At 35.9% G+C, this 19752-nt stretch carries 7 protein-coding genes and 1 pseudogene; all 8 read right to left on the bottom strand.

The genetic code is table 11. From position 1 onward, the window contains the following. Positions 1-1762: pseudogene (locus AABL85_RS15925) on the bottom strand (hypothetical protein); the annotation flags it as partial. Between the two features lie 200 nt (positions 1763-1962). Beyond that, positions 1963-3453, bottom strand: coding sequence for a hypothetical protein (locus AABL85_RS15920; protein WP_341310792.1), 1491 nt, complete (start codon positions 3451-3453; stop codon positions 1963-1965). A 76-nt stretch (positions 3454-3529) separates the two neighbouring features. Then, positions 3530-13819 carry a hypothetical protein gene (locus tag AABL85_RS15915; protein ID WP_341310791.1) on the bottom strand — a complete coding sequence of 3430 codons (10290 nt, stop codon included), beginning with the start codon at positions 13817-13819 and terminating at the stop codon, positions 3530-3532. A 612-nt stretch (positions 13820-14431) separates the two neighbouring features. After that, on the bottom strand, positions 14432-14554 hold the full coding sequence (locus tag AABL85_RS15910; protein WP_341310790.1) for a hypothetical protein: 123 nt from the start codon (positions 14552-14554) through the stop codon (positions 14432-14434). Between the two features lie 340 nt (positions 14555-14894). After that, positions 14895-16550: a hypothetical protein gene (locus tag AABL85_RS15905; RefSeq protein ID WP_341310789.1), complete on the bottom strand. Its 1656-nt coding sequence runs from the start codon at positions 16548-16550 to the stop codon at positions 14895-14897. Positions 16551-16921: 371 nt separating this feature from the next. Further along, positions 16922-17650 (bottom strand): GNAT family N-acetyltransferase, encoded by a 729-nt coding sequence (locus AABL85_RS15900; RefSeq protein WP_341310788.1) that lies wholly within the window; start codon positions 17648-17650, stop codon positions 16922-16924. 14 nt (positions 17651-17664) lie between these two features. Further along, positions 17665-18534, bottom strand: a complete 870-nt coding sequence (lgt, locus tag AABL85_RS15895) for a prolipoprotein diacylglyceryl transferase (protein WP_341310787.1) — start codon at positions 18532-18534, stop codon at positions 17665-17667. 134 nt (positions 18535-18668) lie between these two features. Next, positions 18669-19613, bottom strand: coding sequence for a DUF6266 family protein (locus tag AABL85_RS15890; protein ID WP_341310786.1), 945 nt, complete (start codon positions 19611-19613; stop codon positions 18669-18671). Positions 19614-19752: the final 139 nt, after the last annotated feature.

The following is a 19752-nucleotide window of genomic DNA, read 5'->3' as shown; positions in this document are numbered from 1 at the left end:
CTGGGGCAATACTTAAAGTCATTTCTTTTAAGACTGCATCTGCTAATTCTGCCTCGTCATTGATTAGAATATCACTTCCTCCTTTAATAGCAGAAGGTGTACCTTGAGTTATCTCTATTTTAGTGATAATATTCTCGATTACTTCTTGTAGGTTATCTCCCTCTATAACAGTTGAGCTGTTGTCAAAATAGATAGCATTAGCACGAGTACTGATAGTCATTAAAGGCTTCTCTTTATGCTCTCCATCAAAGAAGTCATAAATACCTTGCTCTTTTCCTTCTCTCTCTACAATGCTTAAAGTATTGGCATTAAACTTTACAGCTAAATCTTCATTTAAGCTACCGTCTTTGTTTATTGCTTTCTCATTGTAGTACTCGAAAGTTCCGTTTTCTTTATCTAGTAATACAGTAACAGTTTCATTATTCTTTACTGCATCTATAATGATCTCATTACTGGCATCTACCCATACTACATCTCCGTTCTCATTAGTAATCAAGATTTGTTTCTTTCCTCCTGGTTGTACTTTTTCTGGAGTAATTGCTCCTGGGGCAATACTTAAAGTCATTTCTTTTAAGACTGCATCTGCTAATTCTGCCTCATCATTGATTAGAATATCACTCCCTCCTTTAATAGCAGAAGGTGTACCTTGAGTTATCTCTATTTTAGTGATAATATTCTCGATTACCTCTTGTAAGTTATCTCCCTCTATAACAGTTGAGCTATTGTCAAAATAGATAGCGTTAGCACGGGTACTGATAGTCATTAATGGAGTGTCTTTATGCTCTCCATCAAAGAAGTCATAAATACCTTTCTCTTTGTCTTTTCTCTCTACAATGCTTAAAGTATTGGCATTAAACTTTACAGCTAAATCTTCATTTAAGCTACCATCTTTGTTTATTGCTTTTTCATTGTAGTACTCGAAAGTTCCGTTTCCTTTATCTAATAATACAGTAACAGTTTCATTATTCTTTACTGCATCTATAATAATCTCATTACTAGCATCTACCCATACTACATCTCCATTCTCATTAGTAATCAAGATTTGTTTCTTTCCTCCTGGCTGTACTTTCTCAGGGCCTATTCCCCCATCTTTTAACGATATAGTCATCTCTTGTAAAGCAGCCTTATCACCACCTGTTACTTCAATAGCTGTATCTCCTGTTACCTTTTTCCCCTTATTAGCTACTGTTGTATAGATATTGTTCTGAACTGTTTCATCATTTAAGATCTCTACGATATTGTTAATTACACTATCCGTTATATTGATTACACTTTCATCTCCTGCTTCATTCTTATAAATATAAGTTCCATTCTCCCCTTCTTTTATTGTAGTAACAATATTCAAATCTTGAATAGGAACATCTACTTGCAATCCCTTACTATCTTCTAATACTAATACATCCTCTCTAACTTCCAACACCTTGTTTCTAGGAAAAACATCTATATTATCAATTATATCTTGATTATTTATTAATCTCACCCACATATTTCCATTCCAATAATAAAAACCAGGACTTAAGCTTTGATTAATTGTTGTATTAAATACTAATAAACTAGTTACTACGTCACCCTTATTAATTTCAGATATATCAGTTAAATCTTTTAAAGGAATACGAGGAATTAATACTCCTCTATAATCTCCTTCCGTTGCTTTTAATTCTAATAATGCAGAACTATGTGGTGCTTTAACCCCAATACCCACTTGAGAAAACGCCCCCCAAAACATCATTAACATTCCAATAGTAATTACCCTTTTTTTCATATTGTACTTTTTATAACCTTATTCTATTGTATTATATTTTGTTCCCTTAAAACATCTATTTAAGCAAATCCAAAACAGGCAATACAAAAACAATACCAAAACCAAAAAGGAATCATTTAGAACACTCAACACTAACTAAGTAGCGCATAAAAAAAAGAGGCGATATAGCCTCTTTTTTGTAATATTATCCACAAAACTATTTACTTTATGCGAAACTTAATAGGAAGTATTGGATTAACTAACTTTTGACATTTCTCCAATCTCACTGTTAATTTTGTAGGTCTTGATCGATATTCTTCTTTCCCAAAAGGACCATTGCTTGATCCTGCTCCTCTTGCTGAAAAGTAAATTGAGTATTCTTCTTCCTCTAAATCGTCACTCTCTGCTGTGAAAGTTACTGTGCGATATCCATCATACTCCCAAGTTCCCACTCCTTCTTCTCTATATTCAAAATTACTTCGCGGGTTCAAGGCAAAACCAAACTCATCCTCAAAGCGAAAAGAGTCAAAGTTGATATAGTCATCGTCATTACCTCTATCTGGATCAGAAACTGAACCTGAATAGAAAAAAGACTCTTCAAATGGATCAAACTTTACTTCTTTTCCCTTTGAACGCCCCATGCACAATGGTTGAACAAGATCTTCCATTTCTGGTTCATATGGAAGACTTACTCTTACTTCTTTAATCAAATGCTTTTCGTAAGCTCCTCCTGTACCTGCGGCAAATCCGATCTTAAAGTTATCGGGAATAGATGTTTTAAAATCATACAACTCCCCTGTCATATCTCTGGTTTTAAACTCATTGGGATAATAGAATCTTTCTATTATTGTTTTCTCTCCATCTCGCTCATCTACAATAACTTCAATATAACTCCCTTTTAATTCAGCATCTGGAAATATCAGCACTTTTACTTTTGTGTATTGAATATTGCCATTCCCATCTCGATCAGTGTACATGTCGAATGCTCTATACCCCCAGTCATGCCAGAATTTATACTCTCCTGTACTGTAATCTAAAGTAGCTGTATTGTCATTATTATAAACATAATCTGAGTTAACTGTGTGCAACACAGGGTATCCTTTGAATCTATCATCTAAATGTTGTCCTCCTCTCACGGTTAGGTGATTTCCGTGAATTTCCCATTTGTGTCCATAAATTCCTTCCCTTTTTTCATAGTACCCCTCTGCTCTATTTTTAAAATCACCATAAACATCTAATCCTACAGCTAAATATCCCCCGTTCAACCCAGGTAAACTCAATTCTGGATATACCCCATTAACTCGGTAAACATAACCTAAACTCGCGCCGTGTCCCCCAATTTCGAAGTCCTTGTCACTGTCATATATGAACATTGTTAGACCATCTCCGTACCTGCCTACATATTCCACTCCATCGACTATCGCGTAAGTGAATTCAACGATAATTCCAAACTCAGAAGTAAAGGGAATATCATCTAAGGCAAATCCACTAAACTCCTGAATAGCATCCCCTTCTTTATAAGTCAGAGCTATACCATCCTTAGAATAACGCTCTGATGAATTAGCTATATTCTTATTTCCAAAGTATTCTGTAATCGCATCAGGCTTACTATCCCCTGTCAAAGTAATTGTATAGGGAAAAGTTCGTGAATCTTCTTGAGCCCAAACGGTACTACACATTACTAATAAAATCAATAATATACTTTTTTTCATTCTTTTATATATTAAGTTCATTTAACACTAAAAGCCTATTTTTCTTTACTTTAAAAATAGGCTTTCAATAAGTATATTAATCTCTAACTCCAAAAGCAATATTAAAATATGTTTCAGTAGTCGTTCTCACACCACTTTTTACTTTGTATTTTAATCTGCCATTATCTAACATTTCTACATCACTGAATACATCTTCGTCATAGTACAATACATAATAATCTAATTCAGTTTCTCCTAAGACAGGTAGCGATTTAGTTTGAGCATTTGGATTTACTTTCATAGGCGTTCCAAATTGCTCTTCATAAACTCCATAAACATTAATTGTTGCACTTTCCCCAGGTTCCACGCTTACGTAAAATGAAGGAGCATAAAAGAACTTAGGCATTGCTGCTTTGTTTGAATTACCTCCTTTTACTGGAGCCCAAAAAGCTCCTCCTTTTCCATCCGAAGTCAGTACCTCATCTATTGGTGCTCCATGCGAACTAATCTTTTCATCTGTAACAGATTTACCTTTTAACTCATCTGTTCCCACGGCTTCTCCAGCCAACTGATCTGTATCAATTCCCCATTTTTTAACCGAAATAGTAACATCACTTAACACAGCTCCTTTTCCATCTAAAACATCTATAGACTGTCCACTTTTTAATTCCCCTTTTGAAACATTTGTACCTGTTGGTGCTTTAAAAGCAACCTTACCTCCTGACTCCACTGTAAGAACATGACCAACAGTTTCTCCTGCCGCACTTATTTTAGCTTTTGTTACTGCCCCGTCTTTAATCTTTTTCTCTTCTATTGCTCCATCTATCAATTTTCCTCCACTAATTGTAGCATTTTTAATTTTAAAGTTATCAATAGCTAAGTTTTGAATCTTTTCATTCGTTACAGCTTCATCCGCTATTTTTTGAGTTGTTACTGCATTAGCTTGTATAGTTCTTGAACTAATAGAGTTATTAGTCATATGTTCTTCATCAATATTACTTGGATAAATCTCTTTTCTTCCTACTGCATTTGCAGCTATTTGTCCATTTTTAATTGCCTCTTTACCTATTTTACTTGTAGTAATTGTACCATCTTCTATATGAATTCCTTTTATTGATTTTTGTACGATATCTAATTGTACATCACTTAACACAGCTCCTTTTCCATTTACCACATTAATGACTTCAGAGCCGATCAACTCACCTGTAGTTGTCGCACCCGCAGGACTTGCATATTCTACTCCTCCTTTTCCATCGGCTGTAAGTACCTTTCCTTTGTCAACCACTTTATCCTTCTCCTTAGAACTCAGTTTATCAGAAGTCACATTCCTAATTGCGATTTTACTGGTAGTAACTGCACTGTCTGCTAATTGTGCTTCTCCTACCCCTTTCTCTGAAATGTTTACTGTTGCATCTCCTAATAAGGCATGTTCTTTACCACCTCCTGTGATCGTGATACCTGTTCCGCTACCTAAAGGCTTACCAATGTCAGATATAGCTGCTGCAGCATCGATAAACTCTGCACCACCTTGACCATTGGTTGCCAATAATAACCCAGATCCATTTTCACCAGATCCTATTTTGTCAATAGTTACTTGTCGATCTGCAATGTGATTTGTTTTCACTCCATCTTTCGCTATCTCAATATTGATATCTTGTAAAGCAGCCTTATTCCCTTCTATAGCAAGAGAATTTCCTGTAGAAGTAATTGACTTACCTTGCGTAGAGGCAATCTTATCCATCGTTTGATAACTCGTTGCTCCTTGGCCATCTGCCGCTAAGAATGTTCCCGCTGCATAATTGTTCTTACCATTGACAGAGCTAATCTTATCTGTAGTCACCGATTTAGCCTTGAGGTGTTTTGAATCTACTCCCTCTTTCGCTATAGCAATATTTGCTGCCTTAAGCAAGGCTTTGTTATTCTCTGTCACTACAATAGAGGCATCTGATTCTAAGTCAACACCTTGTCCTTCAAAAGCAGTATTGCTCAATGCCTTATACTCTACTTTTCCTTGACCTACTGAAGTTAATACAGTATTCGCTGCTGCCTCACCTGCAGAGATTTTATCAACTGTCACTGCACTTGGCGCTATTTTATCATTTGTAATCCCACTTGCTTTAACATCTATTCCCGTTTCTACCAATACGGTGTTTAATCCATCTCCTTTGGTAAATGCCAATGCCCCACCTAAAGCTAAATCTTTACCGCCTACTTGTACAGCATTTTGATCTACTAAATCAAAACCTCCAGCATCATTTGTTACTAAGATCTTATCCTTACCTACCGGAGCACCTCCTTCGATAGAACTCAATTTATCTCGTGTAATACTGTTGTCTTTAATTCCCAATGCTACATCAGCTAATAATGAATTAACACCATCTCCTTTGGTCATTTCAATGATGTCATCTGTAGTCAAATTACCCGCTGTATTAGTCACAATATCTTTTAATTCTCCCCAGAAAACATTATCTTCTGAACCACTAATTAAAACACTCTTTGCTTGAATACCTTTTGATGAAATATTTTCTGCAGTAACCGATTTATCAGCTAACTGATCATTGGTTATCCCCTTGTTTTTAATACTCAATCTCATATCCCCTAACAACTTATCTACGCCGTTATCTACGACGATAACCTCATCTGTTGTCAAGCTTCCTTTATTTGAAATCACATGGGTAGAAATCGGTTGATAAGATACCAAACCATTTGCTCCTACTGTCGCTACGGTTCCTGTAGCTGCACCATCTGCACTTAATTTAGCAGGAGTAACAGAGTTGTCGTTTAACCCAAGCATTACATCTGCAAATACTTTATCTACACCGTTATCTACAGAAATAATATTATCCGTCTTAATTTCTCCTTTATTCACAATAGCAGTAGTAGTAATCGGTTGATAACTTACAGTACCACCTGCACCTACTGTCGCTACAGCTCCTTCTTGCGCTGCTTCTGCATTCAACTTTGTTGCTGTAATACTCTGATTAGCAATATTCGAATTTTGAATAGTCCCTGCTGCGATATGTCCCTTATCACCTCCTTTGATTCCACCTGTTCTGATTGATATTTCAGCTTGCTTTGTTTCATCTCCAAACAAGACATTCTCACCTCCTTTTACAGCAATCACACCTGACTCACCTATTAAATCTCCTTGATTAGCAGATTTGATAATTTCATTAGAAGAATAAAAAGCAGCATTCCCTGAACCATCTGCAGCAAGAATATCTCCTTTTTTAGCAATGACATCAGCTTGCTTAGAACTAATTTTATCTGTCGTTACAGAAAGATTGTGAAGATGCTTAGTTTCTATTCCTCCCTCATTTACTTCCAAATCCATTTTTTGCAATACAGCCTTGGACGCATCACCTGTGATTTTTAATGAAGAATCTACGGTCAGCATCTCTCCTGCCACTACTGCAGACATTGGCTGATATTTCACACTTCCATCTGACTGAACCACTGGCACATAGTCTTTCTTATTTGCTCCTGCAAATAATTTATCCTCTGTAACTGCCTTAGCCTTTATCTTTTCAGCTGTTACTCCTTCATCTCTCAGAGAGATTGTCATTTCATGTAATGCCGCTTGCTCTCCCCCGACTACTTGAATAGAATTATCAGTAGAAACTGCTTTCCCTTTAGCTGCTATTACCTTATAGATCTCCTCTTGTACATTTACTTCTTTAATAATCTCTAAGATATTTTCAATGACATCGTGAGTAACATCTATCGTTGCTAAAGGATCATCTTGCGACTTATCGTAAAACTCGTATTTTCCTTTGCCTATTACCTCAATTTTTAACGTATTCGCATCAAATTTAACTCCACTGCCTCCATTGGCGATATCGTCCTCATTCTGATAGGTGAAGGTACCGTCTTGATTATCAGTAAGCAGAGTTATCTTCTCATTAATTGCAATAGCATCAGTAGCATCTACCCATTCTGCTTTGCCTGCTGCATTTGTAACCAACAATTGTTTAGCATTCCCCGCTTTTATTTTTTGAGGAGTTACGTGCTCATCAGCAATCTTTGAAGTAGTAATTGCGTCATCAGCAATACTTAGGTTCACTTTTTTCAATAGCACATCTTCTTCAGATGCTTTGCCATTGACTAAGATTCCATCACCCGACAGCCCTTCTTTATCTATTTCGATTTTCTCTAACTGTTCTATTTTTTGCGTGATATTTGTAATAGCTTCTTCTACAGAAGTATATGAAACATCTCCTTCAAAAATAATATGACTTGCACGCGTGTCTATTGTTCCAACGACACCGTTATTCGCCTTTGACTTATCTTTTAACACATAGATACCAGGAGTCGAATTATCAATACTTAACGTATTGGCATTAAAGGTCACACCTACAGCTCCATCCTTAATATTCCCTTTGTTATCCACTTGATTTTCGGCAAAATAAGTAAAGGTTCCATCATTGTTGTCCCTTAATACAGTCAGTGATTCTGTATGCCCTACAATATCTTCTATCACATTGGCATTTGCATCTGCCCATCTCACAGTTCCATACTCATCCGTAATCAAGATAGTTCTCTGCTTTTCTCCTGCTATTTTACCAGCAGTTACAGCTCCTTCTTGGATATTAGCATTTGCCACCGCGTTAAGTGCCAGCTTTTCATTTGTAATACTGTTATTATTAAGGGTAAGCTTTACATCATTTAACGTCGCGTGATCCCCTCCCTCTACGTGAATGGCAGTATCACCTATTAAAGCCTTGCCGTGGTCACCCAGAACTTCTCTTAAAGTTTGAAACTCTGCTCCTCCATTTCCATCAGTTGTCAATACTCTACCTGCAGCTAAAGTATCACTACTTATTTTTGATGTAGTAACATTTTTATCAGCAATATGTTCACTCTTTACTCCTTTTGGAGCAATCCCTATAGTTGTTGCTTTTAAAACTGATCCCTCTCCTTCTGGAATAACTAATGATCCATCTGATGTTAGATTAGCACCTTTTCCTTCAAAGGCACTTTCACTAAGCTTCACATAAGCCACGTTACCCTGTCCATCTGCTGTTAATACAGTATTTTTATCAGCTCCAGTAGAAGATATTTTAGCAGTAGTGACCCCTCCGTCTTTTAATCCAATTGTCATTTCTTCTAATGCAGCCTTATCTCCACCTATAATTGCAATAGCATCTCCTTCAGACACTTTTTTACCTTGCCCCGCAATGATATTGTAAATTTCTTCTTTGACATTTACATCTTGTAAGAGCTCCGTGATATTATTGATAATCGTAGCTTGAATATCAATGGTAGCTAAAGCTCCGGTCCCCGATTTATCAGTGAACACATACTCTCCTTTTCCATTATCAGTAATAGTCAGCGTATTGGCATTGAATGTAATACCTGCAGAACCATTCGCTATATCTTCCTCGTTCTGATAAGTAAATGTACCGTCCTGATTATCTGTCAATACCGTTATCTGTTCATTAACCTTTACGATTTCTTTTATAATTGGATCCGATGCATCAACCCATTGTGCCTTCCCTCCTTCATTCGTAATTAATAACTGCTTAGCAGCGCCACCTTTTACTTTAGCTACAGTTACATTCTCGTCAGCAATGTGTTTTGTTTGAACTCCTTTTTCTCCAATACCAATAGTTGTCGCTTTTAAAACTGCTTTATTGTTTAGAGGAATAGCTAACGAACCATCTGATATCAAATCTGCTTCCGATCCTTCGAAGGCACTTTCACTTATTTTCTTATAAGCTACATTACCTTGCCCATCTGCAGTTAACACCGAGTTTTCAGCAGCGGTTTCAGAAGACATTTTAGTTATCGTAACTGCCCCATCAGCTAATTTTCCAGTACCAATTCCCTGATCAACTACATCGATATGGGTTTCTACTAATAAAGCATTTAGACCATCTCCTTGTGTAAACTCAAGTGTACTTCCTAACTTTAAATCCTTTCCACCTTGTAAAACAGCGTCTTTAGTAACATAGTCAAATCCTCCAATACCATCAGTTACCAATATTCTATCTTTTGCAATATTAGTTCCAGGAGAAGTTTCATCAGCGGAACTCAATTTTGTTTTCGTAATACTCTTATCAGCTATTCCTAATCCAACATTATTAAAAAGTGAATTAACACCATCCCCAACAGTGATTTCAATAATATTATCTGTTGTTAAATTACCTGCAGCATCCGTAACAATATCATCTAATTCTCCCCATTTCACCACTCCATTATCATCCGTTACCATTACTTTCTTTTTATCTGTAGGTCCTGCAGAAATCTTATCTATTGTCACAGCTCCCTCAGCTATTTTACTATTATCCACAGCGTTATCAGCTAATTGAGTAGTATCAATACCACCTTCTCTAATACTTAAAGTAGCCTCAGAGAATAACACTCCACCTTTTGAATTTACCCCGTCAACTTGAATGATATTATCCGTTTTAAGTGCAGCGGCTTTACTCGATACATCGGTATCTATTACTGACTTATAACTTACTGTGCCATCCCCATTCACTGTTGCCACAAATCCTTCTTGGTTAGTTCCATCAGCTACTAATTTAGCAGCTGTTATTTGTTTATCAGCAATATGAGTTGTTTTAACTCCATCAGTGGCAATTCCAATATTTAGTCCTTCTAAACCAGCTTTATTACCAACTGGAATGGCCAATGAACCATCTGTAGAAGTTATCGCTTTTCCTTGTGCTGCTATTATATTGTAAACCTCAGTCTTTACATCAGTATCACCTAGAATAGTTACAATTGAATTAATAACATCTGTAGCAATATTTATAGTAGCTAAAGGATTATCTGAAGACAGATCTTTAAAGACATATACGCCTGGATTACTACTATCGATAGAAAGTGAATTTACATCAATAGCTACCCCTGCCGTATTATTCTTTACAGCCTCCTCATTAAAATAAGTATAAATCCCTTTCCCTTCATTTTTCAAGACTGTTATAGTCTCCTTACTATTTACTATATCTTTGATGATATCGTCAGTAGCTTCTACCCATTGTGCTTTTCCCGCTTTAGTCACCAATAGACTATTGTCTTTCCCAGGGGTTAATTTAGTCGGTGCCACCTGCCCATCAGCCAATCCTAAAGTCACATTACCTAAAACCTTTCCAGTTCCATCGTCTACACTAATACCATCAGTAGTAGCTATATCACCTTTATTCGAAATAGTAGCTGACGTAACAGGTAAATAAGACACTGTGCCATCCGCATTTACAGTTGCCACAGCTCCTTGTTTTGCTCCTGTGGCGTCTAATTTACCAGCCTGAATCGTTTTATTTTTGATATCATTATTTTCTATCGTCTCATTCTTGATATGCGCACTTGTAATTCCTCCAGCAACAATAGAAACCTTTACATTTTTGTTGTCATCACCATATAAGACTTTGTTTCCGCCTTCTACTTTGATTACTTCTTCCTCACCTACTAAATTTCCTCTCATAGCTGGCGCTACAGTTTCTGTAGCCGTTGCAAAGCTCGCCTTTCCTAATCCATCAGCAGTCAAGACTGTTCCTTTTACAGCCCCTTCCGAACTGATCTTAGCACTTGTTACTTGTCCATCTGCGATATGCTTTGTTTTCACTCCTTTTTCAGCGATAGTAACAATTACATTTTGCAGAGTAGCTTTGTCCCCTCCCGTTACCGCAATCGACTGATCGGTACTTGTAACACTTTTAGCACTTGAATTAATCGTTGCGATTACTTCATTTTTAACCTCATTACTATTAAAAATAGTAGTGATATTATCAATAATGTTTTGCGTTACATTGACCGTTCCTATAGGCGTATCTTTTGATTTATCGTAGAAGTTATAAACCCCATTTCCCTTTCCATTAGCCCCTTTAACTTCATCAATACGCAATGTATTTGCATCAAAGGTAATTCCCGTAGCTCCTGGTTTTCGATTGCCATCTGCATCGTAGTCAGCTTCATTAAAATAAGTAAACTGACCTGTACCCAAGTCGACTAATTCTGTAATCGCTTGATTCCCTTTCAAGAATTCTTTGATTACTTCATCTGTCGCATCTACCCACTTAGCCTCATTGTTGACATTCGTTACCAAAAGCTGTCCTACAGTACCCCCTTGTAGTTTGGCAGGAGTCACTGCTTTATCCTGAATCATTTCAGTACTTACCCCATCTACAGCGATATCTAAAGTCATCTCATTTAATACAGCTTTATCCCCTTCTCCTCCTATAGCTATCGAAGTACCTGGTGAAGTCACCGCTTTTCCCTTAGCAGCTACTGTATTATAAATATTATTCTGTACCGTAGTATCATTTAATATCTCATTGATATTCTCGATTACTGTTCCAGCGACATCAATAGTCATTAAAGGTGCAGTCAGAGAAGTCTGTCCATCATAGAAAACATAAACTCCTTTCTTTCCATTCTGTTCCACTATTTTTAGTGTATTCGCGTTAAACACTACGCCAGCACCCCCATTTTTAATATCATCTTCATTTCGGTAAGTGAATGTCCCATCAGGGTTAACATTTAATACCGTAACCGTTTCATTCTGTTTGACAACATCTTGAATAATTGAATCAGTAGCAGGTACCCACTCTACCTCTCCGTCTTTAGTAACCAATAAATACTTATCAGTACCTGGTTCTATTTTATCTGTACTAATCCCCTTTGGAGCAACCGAAATCTTTGTGTTTGCCAAGACAGCCTTATCTCCACCAGTAATCTGGATAGAAGTATCTTCTGCCTCTAATTTTTGACCATTAGCTGCTACCGTTTTAAAAATTGTGTTTTGAACAGTTGTATTATTGAGTATCTCATCGATATTAGTAATCACCGTTCCCTTAATATCTATGGTAGCTAAGGGACCTTTACCATCAGTAAACACATACTTTCCTTTACCATCATCACTGATAGAAAGTGTATTTGCATCAAATTCTACTCCTGGGTTACCCTTTTTAATATCATCTTCATTTTGGTAAGTAAATGTCCCATCAGGGTTAACATTTAATACCGTAACCGTTTCATTCTGTTTAACAACATCTTGAATAATTTGATCAGTAGCAGGTACCCACTCTACCTTTTTATTTTTAGTTACTAAGATATACTTATCCTTTCCTGGCGCAATTTTTTCAGGTATAACAGCACCATCTCTTAACTTATAAGAGGTAACAGCCCCATCTACTATTTTGGTTTCTGAGATTGCATTATCAGCAATGCTTAACATTACCTCTTTTAATACTGCACCAGCCAATACAGCATTATCGTTAATCAAGATTCCTTTTCCTTTGATATCAGCAGGTTTACCCTGTGCAATTTCTATCTTAGCAATAATATTATTAATAACATCTTGTAAATTATCACCTTCTATCACTGAGTTATCATTCTCAAATACAATCGAATTTGCACGAGTACTAATTGTCATTAAAGGTTTGTCCTTGGTTGTTTTACCATCATAAAAATCGAAGATTCCCTTTCCTTTTTCTCCTTTTCTCTCCTCTATTCTCAGTGTATTGGCATCGAAGAATACTCCTTTTCCTTGAATTAAACCTCCATTCTCATCTATTCCATTCTCATTATAATACACAAATGTACCATCCTGATTATTCTGTAATATGGTAACCTTTTCATTTAGCTTAATCGCTTCTTTAATTACCTCATCTGATGCACTTACCCATTTCACTTGTCCTGTTGCATCAGTTATAAGTAATTGTTTATTACCTCCAGGTGACAGCTTAGCTGTTGTAATTCCCTTATTAGCTACCGATATCTTCGTTTCATTTAAAACTGCCTTTAATCCACCTTCTACTAAGATAGAACTATCTGCCGTTTTTAACTCTTTACCTTTTGCAGCAACGTTATTGTAAATTTCATTGATGACAGTTTCGTCTTGAAGAATAGTTGTGATATTATTTATCACACTTCCACTTATATCTATAGTCTGGGTGACTCCAGCCTCGTTCGTATAGGTATATGTACCGTCTTTGTTATCTTTAATAGTTGTAACGATATTAAGGTCTTTTATAGGTGTATTAACAGTATGCCCTTTTGTATCTGTTAATACTAAACTCTCCCCTTCTACCCCTAAAACCTTGTTTCTAGGAAAGTTATCTATATTATCTATAACATCCTGATTATTAAGTAATCTTACCCATTCAGTACCTTTCCAATAATAGAATCCTGGAGCAAGACCTTCTTTAGTAGTCGTGTTAAACACTAACAAACTCTCTGCTACATCCCCTTTATTAATAAATGATTTATCCGTTAAGCTTTTTAAAGGAATACGAGGTATTAATACCCCTCTATAATCCCCTTCACTAGCTTTCACCTCTAATAATGCTGATTTATGAGGTGCTCTCACTCCTATACCAACTTGAGAAAAAGCAAGACCACTCATCATCAAAACGCCAATAGTAATTACCCTTTTTTTCATATCTTTTTGTTATAAACCATTATAAAAATACTCAATTATTAACAACTAATTCAATAATAAATACCCATTTTTACAGAAATTAAAAACAGTAAATTCAATTATTATCAATAAAAAAACAGAAAACAAAACTCTTTAATTCTTTTTTCACATTTTATCAATTTTTAAACATCTAATTCTGTTTTAATTTTATTTTAATTTTTTCATTCCCTTTTTATACCAATCTGTTTTTCTATACTATCAACGTATAAAAAAAGAGGTGAAATACTTTTTTAAAAGCACACTCCTCCCCTTTATCTTCCTCATTGCCAATACAAGATCTTCAGTATTACAGTACTGTAAAATCCAACAATCATGCCACACTACAAGTGAGACTGTCTAAAAAACATATTCTATGATAGTCTCAAAATCAGAATAAACCTCCCCAAACATCACAATACATCATACCTACTATTGAAGGAATACACTTACATCACATAGGATTACACATGCTAAATAATATCCAACACTAACTATATAAAAAGGGATTGCCACTCGGACAATCCCTGTTAACTATTCAGTTTGAAATTACTATTTTGTCTTTCTCACATTATACCCATTTTTACCATTCCACACCTATACTCCTTTTCCTGCTGCACTAGACAAATTCTCATTTGTATTATACACCACTAACCCTACATGAGCAATGTCTCGTTCCTGCTTACTATACCCTAAGGGTAACGTGGGAAATAAATTCATAATAGCAGTAAATAGGGTTACTTTCCTTTAAACCCAGACTCTGCATTAGCCAATCCTACAAAACAATTCTACTTCATACCTCTTTCAGTAGTTCTAAAACCATACTTTTACATAGTTACTTTTCGTTTATATCTCTATCTCGGAATCTGAGTTAAATCTAATAATATTTCATAGCTAGAATCTTATTGACTACCTATTGTTATTTGTGCATTAGAGGATACAGCAGATAATATTAACAATAAGGCAGTAATAACACATTCCTTTTTCATATTTTAAATAATAAAAAAGCAGTGAATTTATTCACTGCTTTTTTATTTCTAATAACTATTTCATATAGCCATTAAGGTGTTACTACCTCATTAGACACATATTTTAATACTACAGTATAATTAGATGCAACTGGTAATGTACTATACATACCTGTCATACCAAATCGGAACTGTACATTCTTACCAGCAACAGTTACATCAGCTACACTAGCAACTAATAATTGGTTAGTACTATTATATACTTGAGCAGATAATACATAACCTCCATCGATATTTGGTACAGTTATAGGGCTAATCTGAGAATTATATGTTAGACCTGGTACTGTAGTAGGTGCTTCCACCTTACCATCATTAATTCTAAATGTATAGACTCTCTTACCATCTATCACCTCGTCTGTAGCTACAGGTGTCGCTGTAGTAGTAGCTGCTGTAGTAGTTACCTTAAACTTAGACTCCCACTGAGGCTTACCTGCTGCATCAGTAGTCAAATGCATATTTTTATTTGTATCTACTGTAGCTAATTTATCTACAGTAAGTGTATTAGCTGCTACTTTCACATTAGTAACATTACTATCTGTTATCTTATCAGTAGTAACAGCATTATCAGCTAAATGTGCATCAGTAATTCCCAATGCATTTACTTTTATTGTTGTTGCAGCTAACACAGCTTTTGAACCTCCATCTACTAAGATAGAGTTATCAGATGCCACATCATGTGCCAAAGGTACAATCGCTGTCTGATCCACCCATTTAGTTGTTTTATTTGCATCAGATACTAAAACTTGTCCTACTGTTCCTCCAGTAATTTTTTCAACTGTTACAGCTTTATCTTCGATATTAGAAGTTTTAACTTCTCCTGCACCAATCATACCACTTTTAATCCCTTCAGCTTCTATTTCAAGTGATGTTGCTGCTAATACTGCACCTTTACCACCAGTAACTTTAATGGCTCCTGTACCTGTTAAGTCAGCTTTATCCTTGATATCTTTTATTTCTACGATTGGTTTACCTGTTTTCCAATTAGTCCCATCATATATTAAAGCTTCTCCAACATTAGTGGCAGCAGGTTGTATAACTTCAATACCCTGAATCTTACCTACAGTAGTAGCAGCGGCATTCCCCGATACATCACCTCCTAAAGTAATACCAGAAGGCACAGCTGATATAGTAAACTCTGTTAAAGGAGCTTCTGTCGTACCAATTTCTTTACTATCTACCTTTATACCAGCCCCTTCTTTTATAGAAACTCCTGCTGCTTTGGCAGATACTAGTTTTTGAATATGAGCTGTAAAAGCAGTATCTTTCTGTAACTTCTCAGCTACAGGTAGAGCCACTGTTTTTTTATCCTCACCAGTATAAGTTAACACCACTGGTACTCCGTCAGCAGAAATCTCTAATGTAGTCAATACTTCATCAGTTTTATCTATAGTTTTTGAAACTAAAGCATTCCACTTATTGTCTAACCAAAAGTAATAACCTGGCTTCAGTCCGCCAGCAGTTGCTGTATTAAAAACAAGCAAACTAGGAGCTGCTCCTTTAATAGTCGTCGCATCTGTTTCTCCTGTCAACGCGACACGAGGAATCAATAATCCTTTATCAGTAGCTCCTATATCTAACACTGCTGACCCATCAGGTATGATAGATTTACCAATACCTACTCCATCTTGAGCTTGCATTGTACTCAGTGCCATAAATGCAACACCTGCAAAAAGTAATTTCTTTTTCATAGTATTCTTTTTATTTCATATTATTTTCAAAAACAAAAACAGTTAAAAACAACCCATAACAACTACAAATTATCTTAACACAAAACAAAACTAATAAAAATATTAACACATTTAACAATAAAAAATAAAATAATTAATACTATTTAATCCTTTGAAGTAAAAAAAACATCTACATTACTCATAAAACCAAAAAATATCTCAGCAATCAAAAAAAAACAACTACTTTAATACAATAAAATACCAGATATTCTTAATAATAAATAAATAACTCTCTTCTACTATAGTAGAGCTATTCCCTATCACTATCCCACAAAAAAAATCCCTCAGTAACACTCGCTACTGAGGGATTTTTATTATCCTATATTATCTATTTATTCTTCATCTGCGACTATGGCTTCCCATTGTCCGAATAGGGTGAAACCTACTGCCTTAGCTAAGGCTATAGAAGCTTCATTATCTGTCTGGCATCTATACTGAGGTACATACCCTCTATCAATCACCTCTAGACAAATAGCCTGAACTAAACGTGTCGCGATAGTCCTTCCTCTATATGCATCATCTATTATCACTCCGATATCTACTAGCTTAGTTTCTTCCCAAGGATATACACTAGTAGCTCCTACTAGTCGATCACCATCAAAGGCGCCATATACGATCCAATGCTTTAAAGAAACATAAGCTCCATCTAGATCTTCTTCTGAGCACACAGATTCGAATTGTCTAAACGCCTCTTTATCCGTTTCTATAAACAGGGGTCTAATCACTATCCCATCTACGCTACTAATAAGCTGCGGAACTTTATTATCTAACAAATAATAAATATAATCTGGTGAGTGCAATTCTAACTTACAGGTAGAGATCGCCTCTCTAAGGGCATTGATGGAGTACTCCTCTAATTCTCTTAACTTTAATATCTCTGCAACCATAGGAGTGACTACAGCCATAGTATGCTTATTCGTCATTTCTAAAATCATGACCTTATACAACTCTTTTAATCTAGGATTAGATACTAATGTAAACACCTCATCTAGATGAATAATACTTCCTTGTACCATCTGAGATCGCCAGTAAGTGTGTACTTCTTCTACAAATTCGCTCATGATCCTTATACCTCTTATCCTTTATTTTTTATAGTTGTTCCTATCAAAGAATGAGCGTCATAATGACTTATTCCCCTCAGCTTATCCTGAAACACTAACATCAATACTCCTATCAATATAAACGGAACGCTTAGCCACTGTCCCATATTCAATAGCATATCTTGTTCGAAAGCTACCTGATTCTCTTTAAAAAACTCTAACACAAATCTAGTTAGGAACATCAGAATTAAAAAATAAGAAAAGATAACGCCATTATTCTTTACTTTCTGACTGCGATATAAAAACCACAAGATCACACCTGTCAAGATATAGCCAGAAGCTTCGTATAGCTGAGTAGGATGACGAGGAATCATGTCATCATTGGCAAAGATGACTCCCCAGTTTCCACTCGTTGGCTTGCCATATATTTCTGAATTCATAAAGTTCCCAAAGCGAATAAATGCTCCTGCTATCGGTACTCCTAAGGCTATTCTATCCAAAATCCAGAACGCGCCTATCTCATACTTACGACAGTATAAATAGATCGCTAGCAGTACTCCGATAGCACCTCCATGACTAGCTAATCCCATAAATCCTACGTACTGATACACCCCATCTACCTTAGCAAAAGGGATGATGATCTCTAAGGGATGCTGCATGTAGTAATCAAACTCATAAAATAAACAGTGTCCTAATCTAGCTCCTAATACTGTACCTACGATAATATATAAAAGTAGTTTATCTAAATACACCTGTGGTATACGTTCTTTCTGAAAAACATAACTCACTATCTTATATCCTAAGATAATTCCTAGGGCAAAAAGAACTCCGTAATAACGTACAGGTACACTACCTATTTTAATCATTTCGGGATTGACATCCCATAGCACAGCCGCTAAATTCATCTATTTAATTTAATTATTAACACGAGTACAAAGTACTGCATTTATAATAATCTATAAATATAATATTTTGTTATATTGTGAAATCGCTTTTTTGTAAAACTGTGATGTCGTGAAACTGGCATCCATGACTTCTCTCATTCTCTTTTAGGGGACATCGCCTCTAGAATAGATCGCGGTACATCACTCTCTTCCTTACTTGAATCATCTTGTTTAACCATGTTATTTTTGCGAGCATAATATCCCGGAGGAGCCCATTTTTTTTTAGATGATTTATCCTGTTTCCTGTTACCTGCTAGCTGTTCTTCATTACCTGTTATATACCCTTCATTACCTGCTATCTGTTCTTCGTTATCTACTATCTGTCCTTCGTTACCTACTATCTGTCCTTCGTTACCTACTATCTGTTCTTCTTTATCTGCTATCTGTCCCTTCCCTAATTCTATAATGCCATGATAAGCACTAGTACTGATTAATTTACCGTCTGCAGACTTCCACACACTCCAGAAATGCATATTGCCTTCTTTCCACTCTTTGGGTAGATCAAAATGCACATACTTATCCTCTCTTTTTGCAATTGATTCCATTTCGCACATCATATCTAATGTTTCACTATAAGCAACTATAGATAAACGATCTGTATTTTTAGTAATCGCATTAGTAATACTATTGTCCCACAGTACCTTAATACGTCCTGTCTTTAGTAGATTTATCTTTTTAATCACTGCAGGAGGTAGGACTCCCATAGATAGTAATACTGATGCAATATCGATACATGGTTCTCCATCTACATTGACTATCCCTTCTTTCATCAACATCGAGATAAGTTGCTCCTTTCCTGTCGCCATTTTATCATTGAGTAAGGCAGCAGGATAATGCGCATTGACAAAGTCTTTAAACTTACTCACAAAGCTAGAGACTACCCCTAGTTTACTTCGTTGTAGCATCTGAGACTCTGTTGCTTCTTTATATGATTTGCGCGGTCTAGAACGAATAAAATAACGTCCTCTCCACATAAATCCTACTACTGTACCCACCCTACCGTGCACGCCTCCTAATATTCCATCTTTTATTTCTGCCATAATCTTATGTTTTGGGTTTATCCTGAAGTGAGAAAGTCCCCCACCTCTCTCATGCAAGATATAAAATACAGAAATACAATTATTTAACTCATCAAATAATTTCTAAAAAACAACCTCTCTACTCTCTATCTGGTTTTAC

Origin of the sequence: Myroides odoratimimus (assembly GCF_038039805.1) — a bacterium.
GTDB lineage: Bacteria > Bacteroidota > Bacteroidia > Flavobacteriales > Flavobacteriaceae > Flavobacterium > Flavobacterium odoratimimum_B.
Note: the sequence above shows the minus strand (reverse complement) of the source record. Positions and strands in the feature narration are given on the sequence as shown.